At 72.3% G+C, this 13,669-nt stretch carries 12 protein-coding genes; 3 read left to right on the top strand and 9 right to left on the bottom strand.

The features are described 5' to 3' along the window. Window positions 1-2 precede the first annotated feature (2 nt). Window positions 3-1,178, top strand: coding sequence for a MalY/PatB family protein (locus tag OE229_RS00890; protein WP_262139301.1), 1,176 nt, complete (start codon window positions 3-5; stop codon window positions 1,176-1,178). A gap of 15 nt (window positions 1,179-1,193) precedes the next feature. On the opposite strand, the gene nagB is transcribed toward OE229_RS00890, so the two are convergent. Then, window positions 1,194-1,979, bottom strand: a complete 786-nt coding sequence (nagB, locus tag OE229_RS00895) for a glucosamine-6-phosphate deaminase (protein WP_262139303.1) — start codon at window positions 1,977-1,979, stop codon at window positions 1,194-1,196. 60 nt (window positions 1,980-2,039) lie between these two features. Here nagB and OE229_RS00900 point away from each other — a divergent pair, with 60 nt between their 5' ends. Further along, on the top strand, window positions 2,040-2,519 hold the full coding sequence (locus OE229_RS00900) for an NUDIX hydrolase (protein ID WP_182066599.1): 480 nt from the start codon (window positions 2,040-2,042) through the stop codon (window positions 2,517-2,519). A 181-nt stretch (window positions 2,520-2,700) separates the two neighbouring features. Here OE229_RS00900 and OE229_RS00905 read toward each other — a convergent pair whose 3' ends face one another. Genes OE229_RS00905 through OE229_RS00920 form a run of 4 tightly spaced genes read right to left on the bottom strand, consistent with a single transcriptional unit; the run spans window position 2,701 to window position 6,837 of the window. Next, window positions 2,701-3,771: an ABC transporter ATP-binding protein gene (locus tag OE229_RS00905; RefSeq protein ID WP_262139304.1), complete on the bottom strand. Its 1,071-nt coding sequence runs from the start codon at window positions 3,769-3,771 to the stop codon at window positions 2,701-2,703. Next, window positions 3,768-4,682, bottom strand: coding sequence for an ABC transporter permease (locus OE229_RS00910; RefSeq protein ID WP_262139305.1), 915 nt, complete (start codon window positions 4,680-4,682; stop codon window positions 3,768-3,770). The genes OE229_RS00905 and OE229_RS00910 overlap by 4 nt, the downstream gene beginning before the upstream one ends. Continuing rightward, window positions 4,679-5,686 carry an ABC transporter permease gene (locus OE229_RS00915; RefSeq protein ID WP_259362923.1) on the bottom strand — a complete coding sequence of 336 codons (1,008 nt, stop codon included), beginning with the start codon at window positions 5,684-5,686 and terminating at the stop codon, window positions 4,679-4,681. The genes OE229_RS00910 and OE229_RS00915 overlap by 4 nt, the downstream gene beginning before the upstream one ends. 5 nt (window positions 5,687-5,691) lie before the next feature. After that, window positions 5,692-6,837, bottom strand: coding sequence for an ABC transporter substrate-binding protein (locus OE229_RS00920; protein ID WP_262139307.1), 1,146 nt, complete (start codon window positions 6,835-6,837; stop codon window positions 5,692-5,694). Between the two features lie 184 nt (window positions 6,838-7,021). On the opposite strand from OE229_RS00920, the gene OE229_RS00925 reads away from it, so the two are divergent. Further along, a complete protein-coding gene (locus OE229_RS00925; protein ID WP_262139308.1) occupies window positions 7,022-7,459 on the top strand; it encodes a YdeI/OmpD-associated family protein in 438 nt (145 codons plus the stop codon). A gap of 130 nt (window positions 7,460-7,589) precedes the next feature. On the opposite strand, the gene OE229_RS00930 is transcribed toward OE229_RS00925, so the two are convergent. The 4 genes from OE229_RS00930 to OE229_RS00945 form a co-directional block, all read right to left on the bottom strand. Then, entirely contained in the window at window positions 7,590-8,453 is an 864-nt protein-coding gene (locus tag OE229_RS00930) for an NAD(P)H-hydrate dehydratase (protein ID WP_182066605.1), read from the bottom strand. Next, window positions 8,443-9,183: a histidine phosphatase family protein gene (locus OE229_RS00935; protein ID WP_262139310.1), complete on the bottom strand. Its 741-nt coding sequence runs from the start codon at window positions 9,181-9,183 to the stop codon at window positions 8,443-8,445. The genes OE229_RS00930 and OE229_RS00935 overlap by 11 nt, the downstream gene beginning before the upstream one ends. A gap of 73 nt (window positions 9,184-9,256) precedes the next feature. After that, entirely contained in the window at window positions 9,257-10,216 is a 960-nt protein-coding gene (locus OE229_RS00940; protein ID WP_262139311.1) for a hypothetical protein, read from the bottom strand. Between the two features lie 337 nt (window positions 10,217-10,553). Then, a complete protein-coding gene (locus OE229_RS00945; RefSeq protein ID WP_262139312.1) occupies window positions 10,554-13,601 on the bottom strand; it encodes an alpha-mannosidase in 3,048 nt (1,015 codons plus the stop codon). Window positions 13,602-13,669 lie beyond the last annotated feature (68 nt).

A 13,669-nucleotide genomic window follows, 5' to 3' on the forward strand; every position in this document is an offset into this window, starting at 1 on the left:
GCATGAGCGTCATGGTGTCCGTCTTCGATGCGTACCGGTCCCGCACGAGCGAGAAGTACACGGCCTACCCGCCGGACGTGCTCCCCATGTTCGTCGCCGAGATGGACAGCATGCTCGCGGAACCGATCCGCGACGCCCTGGTCACGGCGGTGACGAACGGCGACACCGGGTACGTCGGGCACGGGCGGGCCCTGCCCGAGGCGTTCGCCGACTTCGCGGAGAGCCGGTGGGCATGGCGGGTCGACCCGGACCTGGTCCGCACCACCACGGACGTGTCGGTCGCGGCGGTCGAGGTGCTGCGCCGGGTCATCGAGCCGGGTGACCAGGTCGTCATCATGCCGCCCGTGTACCCGCCGTTCTGGGAGTACGTGTCCGAGGCCGGCGGCACCGTCACCGAGGTCCCGCTGCTCGCCCCCGCAGGCCCAGCCGACCCCTTCGACACCACGGCCGGCTGGCGGATGGACCTGGACGGCCTCGCGCGGGCGTTCTCCGACGGAGCCCGCACGGTGCTGCTCTGCAACCCGCACAACCCCCTCGGGCTGGTGCACGACCGCGCGTCGCTCGTCGCACTCGCGAAGCTGGCCGCCGAGTGGGACGCCGTCGTGGTGTCCGACGAGATCCACGCGCCGCTCGTGCACGCCGACGCGGTGTTCACCCCGTTCCTGGAGTCCTGCCCCGAGGCCGCGTCGCTCGGCGTCGCCCTGACGAGTGCGAGCAAGGCCTGGAACCTCGCCGGCACCAAGTGCGCGCTGATGATCGGCGCCTCGGAGCGGGCCCGCGCCTGGTTCGACGGACTGCCCACCGAGGTCGTCGAGCGCACCGGCATCCTCGGCTACACCGCGAGCGTCGCGGCCTTCGGCGAGGGCGGGCCGTGGCTGGCATCACTGCTCACCGAGCTCGCGGCGAACCGGCGCACCCTGGCCGAGCGGATCGGTGACGTGCTGCCCGGCGCCGAGTACCGGCAGCCGCAGGCGTCGTACCTGGCGTGGCTCGACCTGCGGTCGCTGCCGTGGGGCGACGACCCCGCGGCGGAGCTCGTCGACCGCGCAAAGGTGGCGCTCGGCTCCGGCCCGGCGTTCGGACGACAGGGCCGGGGGTTCGCGCGGCTGAACTTCGGGTGCTCGGCGGAGACCCTCGACGAGGGACTCAGCCGCCTCGCCGCAGCCGCACGCGCCTGAACTCGGACCCGGGGCCTACTCGAACCGCTGCCAGGCCGGCTTGTTCGCGTACGTGTAGCGGTAGTAGTCGGCGAGCTGCAGCCCGGCGGCGGCTTCCTCGTCGACGACGACGGTCGCGTGCTCGTGCAGCTGCAGGGCCGAACCGGGCACGAAGGAGCTGAGCGGGCCCTCGATCGCAGCGGCGACGGCCGCCGCCTTCGACGCGCCCTGGGCGACGAGGACGAGCTCGCGGGCCTCGAGGATGGTGCCGAGCCCCTGCGTCATGCAGTGCGTCGGGACCTGCTCGGGCGAGTCGAAGAAGCGCGCGTTGGCGTCACGGGTCGACGGCGCGAGGGTCTTGATGCGGGTGCGCGAGGCGAACGACGAGGTCGGCTCGTTGAACCCGATGTGGCCGTTGGCCCCGATGCCGAGGATCTGCACGTCGATCCCGCCCGCGGCACGGATCGCTGCGTCGTACTCCTTGGCCGCGAACTCCAGGTCGGCGGCACGGCCGTCCGGCACCCGCACGCGCGAGGCGTCGAAGCCGAGCGGTGCCACGACGTCGCGGGCGATCACGGCCGCGTACGACTCGGGGTGCGCGAGCGGGATGCCGACGTACTCGTCGAGGGCGAACCCACGGGCCTCGGCGAACGAGATCTCGCCCGCCTGCACCCGGCGCTGCAGGTCGGTGTAGATGCCCTGCGGGCTGGATCCGGTGGCGAGACCGATGACGGCGGACGGCTTCTTGGCGACGACGGACACGATCTTGGCCGCGGCGACGCGACCGACCTCGTCCGGCGTGGGCAGGATGATGATCTCCACACGGCCAGCCTACTGGTCATGACCAGTCTCCGACAGGGGTCGTGTGGGTAGCGTGGGGGCATGCCGACCCCCGACTTCGTCCTGTCCCTGCGCGAGAAGATCGGCACGGCGCCGCTCTGGCTGTCCGGCGTGAGCGCGATCGTGACGCGCGGCTCCGGCGCCGACCGCGAACTGCTCGTGGTGCGACGAGCCGACACGGGCGCGTACACCCCGGTCACCGGGATCGTCGACCCGGGCGAGGAACCCGCCGTCGCCGCCGAACGCGAGGTCCTCGAGGAAGCGGACGTCGTCGCCGTCGCCGAACGCCTGGCGTGGGTGCAGGTGCTGCCCGAGATGACCTACCCGAACGGCGACCGGTCGCAGTACCTCGATCTGGTCTTCGCCTGCCGGTACGTCTCCGGGACGCCGAACCCCGCCGACGGCGAGAACACCGAGGCGTTCTGGGCTCGGGTCGACGCCCTGCCCGACATGTCCGAGAACATGCGGGCACGCGTCGAGGCCGGGCTGGCGGACGAGCGCGAGGCGCGCTTCCAGCGCTGACCCCACCGGCCTGGAGGCGCGGTGCCGGACCGCCACGGGCCTCCCGTCCGCAGTCGGTCGCGACCACCCCGCGGAAGCGACAGCAGGCCGCGAACCTTCAGCGGGGACCTGTCGCCTTCACGGCGAGGACGGGCCGAGGCCGGCGAGAACTGTCGCTTCCGCGCGGGGGCGGGGCCGGGTGCTAGCCGAGCGGTGCGACCGCCACCGGTGCGCCGAGCAGGCGCACGGCGACGGGGTCGCCGGGCACCCGGCGGTCGCCGACCTCGTGCTGGACGGTCACGACGGTGTCGTCGTCCAGGCGGACGGTCGTCCGGCGGATCGACCCGAGGAAGCTCGAGGTGACGACGGTGCCGGTGACGCCCTCGGGGGCGAAGGCGATGTCCTCCGGCCGGACGTAGGCGAGCACCGGCCCGTCAGCGGCCGAGGAGTCGAGGGCAGGCACCCGGAACCCGTACACGAAGACGTCGCCCCCGCGCAGATCGCCCTGCAGCCGGTTCGACTGACCGACGAAGTCCGCCGTGAAGGCCGACGACGGCGTGCGGTAGAGCTCCTCGGGCGTGCCGATCTGCTCGATGTCGCCCGCCTGCATCACGGCGATCCGGTCGGAGACGGCGAGCGCCTCCTCTTGGTCGTGCGTCACGAACACCGTGGTGATGCCGAGGTCGCTCTGGATGCGGCGGATCTCGTCGCGCAGCGAGACCCGGACCTTCGCGTCCAGGGCCGACAGCGGCTCGTCGAGCAGGAGCACCCGGGGGCGGGTGACCAGGGCACGAGCCAGGGCGACGCGCTGCTGCTGCCCGCCGGAGAGCTGGTGCGGGTAGCGCTCGGCGAACTCGCCGAGGTGGACCATGTCGAGGGCCTCGACCACGCGGCTCCTGCGCTCGACTGCGGGGACCCGGCGCATCTCGAGGCCGAAGGCGACGTTCTGCCGGACCGTCATGTGCGGGAACAGCGAGTACTGCTGGAACACCATGCCGATGTCGCGCTTGTTGACCGGGGTGTCGGCGACGTCCTGTCCGTCGATGCGGATGGAGCCGGCGTCGATCTCCTCGAGCCCCGCGAGCGCGCGGAGCGCCGTGGTCTTGCCGCAGCCGGACGGGCCGAGCAGCGAGACGAACTCCCCCGGCTCGACGCGGAGGGACAGTCCCGCGAGCGCCCGGTGTGCGCCGTAGTGCTTCTCGACGGCGTGGAGTTCGACGACGGCACCGGTGGTGGCGAGGGAGGCCGGGGCTGCCGGAGCGGTGACGGTCATGCGGACTCCTGGGTGCGGGGACGACGGATGGTGCGGGTGCGGCGGGCCCGGCCCGTACGACGGGTCCCGATGCGGCCGATGAGGACGAGCAGCACGAAGCCGAACACGAGCGCGGCGACCGAGAAGATCGCGGCGACGTACGGGTCGGTCCCCTGCACGAGCACGAGCCCGGTCTGGAACGTGCTGCGGGAGAGGAACGCGGCGAGGGTGTACTCGCCGAGGACCACGGTGATCGTGAGGAAACACGCGGCGGTGATGCCCCGGCGCAGGTTCGGCAGGAGCACGCGCCAGGTGACGGTCCACCACGAGGCACCGAGCGAGCGGGCCGCCTCGGACAGGACGATCAGGTCCGTCGCGGTGATGGCAGCGGCGATCGGACGGAACGCGAAGGGCAGTGTGACGATGCCGATCGCGAACGCCAGCGTCCAGGCGCCGGAACCGAAGACCTGCGAGACGACCTGGTACACGGGGATGAACCCGACGACGAGCACCACGACCGGCACGGTGATCGGCACGATGCAGACGAACTCCAGGATGCGTCGGAGCCTCGGGTAGCGGAGCGCGGTGATGATCTGGGCGGGCAGCAGCACGAGCAGCACGATCCCGACGGTGATCACGGCGATGAACAGCGACGCCCCGAGCCCGTCGAACACGGGCTGGTAGGTGAACGCGTTGGCCGGGGCGCCGATCGCTGCCCAGTGCGCGAAGGTCAGGCCGCCGTCGGTGCCCTGCCGGAACGTGAACTGCACGAGGGCGACCAGCGGGACGGCGAACAGCAGCCCGATCACGGTGAGCACGATCGCTGCCGCGCCACGGGACGGCGCCGTGCCGAAGCGACGGACGCGGGACGGGCCTCCGAGCCGAACCGGCCGCGCCGGTCGCACCGGCCGCACCGGGGCCGCCGCGCTCATCGCTGCCACCTGGCGGCACGGCGCTGCAGCAGCGAGTAGGCGCCCATCACGACCGCCATCACGACCACCATGCCGAACGCGAGCACCCCGGCGACGTTCTGCAAGCCGACGAGCGTCTCGCTGGTGAGCTGTGTGCGGATCGTGAGCGGCACGATGCCGCCCTGCGAGATGAGGGCCGCGGCGGTGGCGAACGACGAGAAGCCGTTCGCGAAGAGCAGCAGGAGCGACCCCCAGAACGCCGGCGCCAGCACCGGCAACGCGATCCGGCGCCAGTACGTCAGGCGCGAGGCGCCGAGGGTCGCGGCGGCCTCGCCCCACGCGGGCCGGACGCCCTCGAGTGCGGGCATGAACGTGAGGACCATGAGCGGCACCTGGAAGTAGACGTAGGGGATCACGAGCCCGGGCACCGTGTACAGGAAGGCGCCGTCCGCGTTGAGGTCGACGTGGAAGACCGTGACCAACCACGTCGTGACGAGGCCCTGCACGCCGATCGTCGCGATGAACGCGAACGCGAGCATGACGCCGCCGAACTGGGCGAGGACGCTGGCCGCCGAGTCGATCATCGACCGGACCAGCCCGTCCGGCCGCAGTGCCGAGAGCGCCCAGCAGACGACCGCGCCGAGCACGGCACCGATGACCGCGGACGCGGCCGACAGGCCGAACGACCCGCCGAACGCCCGCAGCACGGACGGGTCGGCGAAGGCCGCGAGGTTCGCGAACGTGAACGCGCCGGAGCCGTCGAAGAAACCACTGCCGATCGCGATCACGGCGGGGACGGCGAGGAACAGCAGGACGTAGGCGGCGAAGGGCGTCAGCCCCAGCCAGGCGAGGCCGACGCGGCGTCGGACACGGGGTCCGGCGCTGCGTCGGACGGCATCGGCGGACGCTCGCGCGGACGTCGGGCGCACGGGGCTCGTCGCGCTCGTCGCCGGTGCGGCATCGGTCGCGGCTGTGCCGCTCGTCGCCGGCGCGGGCGCGGGTGCGTCTGCCGATGCGGTGGTCATGCTGCTCAGGACCCCATCGTCGAGGACCACTTGGCCTTGAGCACCTTCGCGGCGTCGGCGACCTGCGCGTCGGTCAGCTCGACGTAGTCCTTCGGCGCACCGCCGGCGGCGTCGAGGGCGTCCTGGTCGACCTTGCCGGACTTCTCCATCGCCGACAGGGTCGCGGGGAAGGCGCCGGCCTGCAGGTACAGGTTCTGGGCCTCCGGGCTGGCGATGTACTCCTGCCACAGGCGGGCCGCCGCGGGGTGCGGCGCGTCCTTGGAGATGGCCTGCGAGTAGTACGAACCGAGCGCCTGGCCCTTCGGGACGACGGTCTTCCAGTCCTTGTTGCCACTCGCGCCCGCTGCCGGTCCCCACGCCAGGTTGTTGTACGACCACTGGATGACGACCGGGGTCTCGCCCGAGGCGACCGTGGCCTGCGTCGGCAGCACGTTCTGGAAGTTGCCGGCCTTCTTGAGGTCGCCGAAGTAGTCGACGCCCTTCGTGATGTCGTCCGCCGAGCCGCCGTTCTCGAGCGCCGCCAGGTACACGGCCGATGCTGCCTGGTTGGCCTGCGTCGGGTCACCCGCGATCGAGACCTTGCCCTTGTACTCGCTGCCGAGCAGGTCCTGCAGGTCCTTCGGGGCGTCGGAGATCTTCGACGAGTCGTACCCGATCGACATCAGGCCGGTGTAGTCGCGCGTCCACGCGCCGTCCTGCTCCTTCAGGTCGGCGGGGATGTCGTCCCAGTTCGCGACCTTGTAGTCGGTGAGCAGGTCGAGGTTCTCCTGCAGCACCGCGTTGCCGAGGTCGAGCACGTCGGGCGCGGTGGACTGGCCCTTCTGCGACTTCACGGCGGCGACCTCGTCGGCGCTCGAGCCGTTCGGGTTCGCGGAGTTGATCTTGATGCCGTACTTCTCGGTGAAGCCGTCGATGATCTTGCCGTAGTTGGCCCACGACGGCGGCAGCGCGATGACGTTCAACTGGCCCTCGGCCTTGGCGGCCGTGACGAGGGCGTCCATGCCGCCGGCGGACTCGGCGCTGGTGGCGGTCTTCCAGTCGGCGTCGCCGTCGGAGCCGGCGGTCGCGGAGCTCGTCGCCGAGCATCCGGCGAGGGTGACGATCGCTGCGGCGGCCAGGGCGATGCCGGCCAGGGTGCGCTTGTGCTGCACGGGAGGGCCTTTCGGGTGGGGGAAGGTGCTGCGGTGACCGGGGGTCCGGGTTCTGGTCGATCGTGGACGCGGCCGGTTTCCGGCCCGTGCTCCGGTGGTGAACGGCGGCGGAACAGCGGGTGCGGCTGTACGATTTGCTCGTTCTGGGCGCACGGTCGCGCCCACACCAGGCCTGGAGGCACGGATGCGGTTCACGACGACGGTCCTGCAAGCACGGAAGACGGCGACCGGACTCCCCGTCCCGGAGTCCGTCATCGAGGCGCTCGGATCCGGCAAGCGCCCCGCGGTGGTCGTCACGATCAACCGGGGCTACACCTACCGGTCCACCGTCGGGGTCATGAACGAGCAGTTCCTGGTGCCGCTGTCGGCCGCGCACCGTGAGGCCGCCGGGATCGCCGCCGGCGACACCGTCGAGGTCGCACTCGAGGTCGACACCCTGCCCCGGACCGTCGACCTGCCGGAGGACCTGGCCGCCGCACTGCAGGAGGCCGGCGTGCGTGCGGCGTTCGACACGCTGTCGAACTCGCGGCAGCGGGCGCTCGCCGACCCCGTCACGCAGGCGAAGGCCCCGGAGACCCGCGCCCGCCGGATCGAGAAGGCCGTGGAGTCCCTGCGGGGGTAGCGGTCGGGGTCGGGCCGCCTGGTCGTTTCAGGCGTACCTGGTCGTTTCGGGCGTACCTGGTCGGAAGTTCTCGCAAGGTATGCCCGGAAGCACCAGGTATCGCGGGCGTTCTGGGTAGGAACGGGCGCGCTCAGGCCCCGAGCTCGACCAGGACCCGCGGGATCTCGGTCACGAGTTCGCTCGCCAGGTACCCGAGCGGCCCGACCTGCACCGCGAGTCGGTCGCCTGCGGCAGCGTGCACGTAGGACGCCCACGCCACGGCTTGTGCCGGATCAGCGCCGCGGGCGAGCAGGCCCGTGACCGCACCGGACAGCACGTCGCCACTGCCGCTCGTGCCGAGACCACCGGAACCGGTGCCCTTGAGCCACGCCCGACCCTGCGGTGTGGCGATGGCGTCACCGAGGGCCACGACCGCTCCGAAGCGGTTCGCGATCGCCACGGCGTCGGCCACGTCGTCGTCGCTGCACTCCCGCCCGAGCAGGCGTTCGGCTTCGCCGGAGTTCGGGGTCATCACGAGCCGTCCGCGCAGCGGTTCCAGGCGGTCCCGCACGTCGGCGGCCACCCCGAGGGCGAAGGCATCGAGCACGACGGTGGTCTGCGGACCGACGACGTCGGCGAGCCCGGCCACGAGGTCGCGCGAACCGTCCGGGTCGTCGAGTCCCGGGCCCACCAGCACGGCGTCGGCACTCGAGGCGCTGTCCGCGATGCCCTCGATCGCACCGACGGCGATGTGTCCGTCCTGGTCCTCGTCGAGGGGTTCGACCCCGGACTCGGGTACGGCGACCGCGACCTCGTTCGCGACGCTCCGGCCGACCGCCAGCGTGAGACGACCGGCGCCGACCCGGAGTGCGGCGAGCGCGGAGAGCATCGCCGCGCCAGGGGTCCGAGCGGCGCCGCCGACGATGAGCACCTGCCCGCGGCCGTACTTGCCGGCACCGGGCTCGGGCAGTGGCCAGTCCCGCAGGAAGTTCGGGGTGACGGGTTCAGCGGACATGTTCGTCGTCCTTCCGGCCGGTGTGCTGGGTGACCTCGTCGTCGTCCAGGTGCCCGACCGACGAGAACTCCTCGAGCACCCACGGCGATCCGGCGTCGTCGCGACGCAGGCGGGTGAGGGAGGCGTTCGCGACCGCGTGGGTCCGGGCGAACTCCATGAGCGCCGGCTCGTCGAGGTCGAGGCACACCGCGACGGCGAGCATCACCACGGCATCGTGCGCGGCGATCACCAGGCGCTCGGCGCCGTCGAGCCGATCGACGTCGCCGAGGAGCGACCGGAGCCGGAGCATCACGTCGGCCCACGACTCCCCACCCGCCGGCCGGTGGTAGTACTTGCCGAGCCACTGCCGGCGGCGTTCCTCGTCCGGGTACCGGTTGCGGACGCCCTGCAGGGTCAGCAGGTCGAGGACGCCGAGTTCGCGGTCGCGCAGGCGCTCGTCCACCCGTTTCTCGGGTTCGGCGAGGCCGGCTGCCTCGAGCGCGATCGCGATGGTCTGCTGCGCACGGAGGTACGGCGACACCCACAACGCGACGGGGACGTCGTCGATCCCGCGGTCGGCGAGCTCCTGGCCGAGGGCTCGAGACTGATCGGTGCCGAGCGGGCTGAGGGGGACGTCGGCGTCCCGGAACTCGACGTCGATCACGTCGTCGCCCGCGGCTTCGGCCCGGGCCGCTGCGACGTTCGCGACCGATTCGCCGTGACGGACGAGCCAGATCTCCTGCACTGCCATGCCGCCACGCTAGCCAGAGCGTGCTGTGCCGGTTCACCGGTGCCGGACGGTCACCCCGCGCGGCGCCGAGCGGTCACCCCGTGCGGCGTCGAGCACTCTGGACCGGACGGACCGCGCACGGCAGCCCCGCCGCCCGGAGTCGAAGTGCCAGCGCATCGAGGTCGAAGAGGTCTCGCCACTCGAGCCGGATGATCGTCCGGACACCCGGCACGGTGAGCAACCGACCGTGCCGCCGCTTCTCGTCGAGGAACACCTCGGTCGGACTCCGGCCGCCCAGGGAGCGCTCCTGGGAGTACTTGGCCCGTCCGTCGATCTCGACGACGACCCCGTGGTCCGGGAACCAGAAGTCGACTGCGGACCGTCGACCGTCCACGACGAACTCCTGCTGCAGCACCGGCGCGGGTAGTCCGAGCTCCCGGAACACGACCCGAGCGAGCGACTCGGCCGGTGACCCCGAGCGAGCATCGGCGAGGTCGAGCACCAGCTGCGCCAGGACTCGGGCGCGGGCCTTCGGAGGAACCGCACGTCGGAGGTCGGCTGCGTCGACGCCACGGCGCAGCGCGGCGTCCGCGATCACGACGCCCGCCCGCAGGTCGCCGGACATCGCGATGTCGACGACGGTCCGGGGGACGGAGGTGACCGCGATCGCACCGACCGTGACCCGTTCGACTCGGCCCACGGGTCTCGTGTGCAGGACCAGCTCGGCGCTCCTGCCCCGGTACATCGACTCCGGCACCGTCGCGTGCACCGGGACGTCCCACCCGCCGAGCGCCGGGAGCCCGTGCAGGGCCGCCGCGGACAGGTGCGAGGCCGTCGCCCGCGTGCCGAGCCGACCGAGCCGCGCGAAGACCCGGGTGACGTAGCGCTGACGAGGCCCGGCGGCGTCCCACGCAGCGCCGTCGACGAAGGCGTTCGGTCCGACCCGGACCAGGCGGCCTGCCCCCTGCGTCCGGGTTCGGCGGCGCAGGGTGGAGGCGTCGAGGCCGGTCTCGTGCATGGCAGAGGCTCGGAGGATGGGCAGCGACTCGTTCATGCACGTGACGATGCCCGCTCAGCCACCCGCTCCTGGGGCCGATGTCGGGAACTGTGGACGGGCCTCCAGGGCTGGGCGGTTGTGGAGGGGAGCCGTTCCTTCCCAGAACGGCCGCGATGCCAAGCGGGATCGGGCGTACCTGGCCGGAAGTTCCGACCAGGTACGCCCGACCCGACCAGGTACGCCCGACCCGACCCGCGCCCACCGCGCCCGCCCCACCCGCACCCACCCGCCCGCACGCGCACGCCCCACCCACGCAACACGGCGCCGGACGGAACGCACCCGTGTCCCGTCCGGCGCCGCGGTCTCTCCCCGACCGGACGCCGGGCCCGCTGCCTCAGGCCCGACGCACGCGCAGCGTCACGATCTCGAACGGACGCAGGGTCAGCACGACCGGCTCCCCGGCCGACCACGAGCGCTCCAGCGGCCGCTCGAGCAGGTCGACCTGCGACACCGATGCAGCGTCGAACCCGAAGGAGACCCCGACGTCCGTCGCCCGGCCGCCGAGCCCCTCGTACAGTCGCACGACGACGTCTCCGGAGCGGTCCTCGGCGAGCTTGACGGCCTCGACGAACACCTGCGGCGACGACACCGTGACGAGTGGTGCGACCTCGGCTGACCCGGGGACGCTCCGCACCGGCAGGTTCAGCCGGTACCCGGAGTCGGCGGCGTCGAGCACCGAGGCCCCGATCCGCAGCACCGTCCGGAACACGTGGTGCCCCTGGTCGGCGTTCGGGTCCGGGAACGTCGGCCCGCGCAGCAGCGACTCCCGCACGAGCGTGGTGATCCCACCGTCCGGCCGGGTCTCGCGCGTGATGTCGTGGCCGTAGGTCGAGTCGTTCGCCACGGCGACGCCGAACCCGGGCTCCGCGACGTGCACCCATCGGTGTGCCGCGGTCTCGAAGCGGGCGTGGTCCCACGAGGTGTTCTGGTGCGTCGGCCGGTCGATGTGCCCGAACTGGATCTCGCTCGAGGCCGACGACGCGAGCACGTCGATCGGGAACGCGAGCTTCAGCAGCTTCTGGTGCTCGTGCCAGTCGACCTCGGTCTCGACGCTCAGCTCCGGTTCGCCCTGCACGGCGGAGTAGCGCGTGGTGAGCGTCGACGATCCGAAGGACCGTTCCACCACGAGCTCGTCGCCTGCGATCGCGACCGACGACGCCGACAGCACCGTGCCGTTGCGCTGGTAGGCGCGGTCGATGTCCCACGCCTCCCACTGGTTCGGGGTGTCCCGGAACACCGTGTACTCCGCCGCAGCGGCGCCGGGCGCGATCGCGTCGCGTCCGGTGGCGTGGTCGACGAACGAGACGACGTGGCCGGCGGCGTCGATGGTCGCGGTGACGACGCCGGTGTCGAAGACGAAGCGGTCGCCGCTCCGGACGGGAGGCACGGGTCGCGGCGCGTGGACGACCGAACCTGCCAGGGCGGTCACGTCCCCTGCCGCGACCGGCGAGGCGTTGAAGCGCACGACCGACGCGGCGTCGCCGGCGGTGCCGGCGACGGCACCGGTTCCGGTTCCGCTCCCGCCTGCGGCGAGCGCCGTCGTCGCACTGCCGATCAGCCCCTCGAGCACCTCGGCGACCCGGGCGTACTGCTCCTCGGCGTTCTCGTACACCCACGCGATCGAGGACCCCGGCAGGATGTCGTGGAACTGCTGGAGCAGGACGGTGTGCCAGGCGTCCTCGAGCTCGGCGTACGGGTACTCGCTCCCGAGCCGGACGGCCGCCGTCGCCGCCCAGAGCTCGGCTTCGCGGAGCAGGTGCTCGGAACGGCGGTTGCCCTGCTTCGTACGGATCTGCGACGTGTAGGTGCCGCGGTGGAACTCGAGGTACATCTCCCCCGACCAGACCCCCGGTGTCGGCAGCTCGGCTTCGAGCTGCTCGAACACCTGCGCCGGCGTGCCGAGCGTGACGTGGGGCGACCCGTCGAGGTCGTGCTGGCGGTGTGCCGCGCCGACCATCTCGCGGGTGGGACCGCCACCGCCGTCGCCGAAGCCGTAGAGCAGCATCGAGGTGTTCGCGGTGCCGCGTTCCTTGTTGTTCCGTTCGCCGCGGCGCAGGTCGGCTGGTGAGACGTCGGAGTTGTAGGTGTCGGCCGGGGGCAGGTGCGTCAGGACGCGCGAGCCGTCGATGCCCTCCCAGTGGAACGAGGTGTGCGGGATGACGTTCGTCTCGTTCCACGACGGCTTCTGGGTGACGAACCACTTCGACCCGGCGGCGCGGACGATCTGCGGCAGGGCGCCCGAGTAGCCGAACGAGTCGGGGAGCCAGGCCTCGGGGGTGTCGATGCCGAACTCCTCGAGGAAGAAGCGCTTGCCGGCGACGAACTGGCGGGCCAGGGCCTCACCGCCGGGCAGATTGGTGTCCGACTCGACCCACATCCCGCCGACCGGGATCCACCGGCCCTCGGCGACCCGCTGCTTGATGCGGGCGAAGACCTCGGGGTACTCGTCGCGGATCCAGGCGTACTGCTGCGCGGACGAGCAGGCGAAGGTGAAGTCGGGGTCGCGGTCCATCAGGTCGAGCACGTTCGAGAACGTCCGCGCGCACTTGCGCTTCGTCTCGCGCACGGGCCACAGCCAGGCGGAGTCGATGTGGGCGTGCCCGACGGCGATCGCACGGTGGGCGGCGGGGCTGGCGGGGACGGCGAGCACGGGCGCCAGGACCTGCCGGGCATCCGCGGCGGTGCCGGCGACGTCGTCCGGGTCCAGGGCGTCGGCGGCCCGTTCGAGCGCCCGCAGGATGTCGGCGCCGCGGGTGCCGTCGGTCGGGAGCTCGGCCATGAGCCCGCGCAGCACCCAGAGATCCTGCTGCAGTTCCCACACGGTGTCGTCGCGCTCGACGACCTCCACGGCCTTCAGCCGGTAGATCGGGTCGTCGCCGGCGGTGGAGCGCGAGCCGAGCGGCGTCGCACCCTGGAACGAGTCGCCGCCGATGTCCGGGTTCGCCCCGGCCTCGATCCAGAGCTCGAAGGACTCCCCCGGGCCGACCTCGAGCGGCACGGTGTCGTTCCGCGGCTCGATCGCCTTGATCGTGGAGCCGTCGGCGCGGAACGCGAGTCCCTCGGCCTGGAACCCGGGCTGCCGCTTGGTGAACCCCAGGTCGACGAGGAGCTCGGCGGTGGTCCCCGGCGCGGTGCCGAAGTCCGCCGGCACGGTACCGGTCACCCGGAACCACGTCGTGCCCCACGGGCGTCCGCCCCAGTGCGACCCCACCGTGAACGGTGTGTACGTCTCGCCCACGGCGGCGTCGAACGGCACCGGTTCGCCCGGCACCTCCCACGCCTCGATCGTCACCGGCGCCGAGCGACGGAGGACGGCGGGGTCGACGCGGTCGCGCACGAGGCGGGCGATCCGGGCCTCGACGAGCGGTTCGTCCTGGTGCATGTGCTTCCTTTCTGGTTCGCGGAACACCGGTGTTCGCGGGTCGAACCGCGGTTCGCGGGTGTTCGACG

Origin of the sequence: Curtobacterium poinsettiae, assembly GCF_025677645.1 — a bacterium.
In the GTDB taxonomy this organism is placed as follows: Bacteria; Actinomycetota; Actinomycetes; order Actinomycetales; family Microbacteriaceae; genus Curtobacterium; species Curtobacterium poinsettiae_A.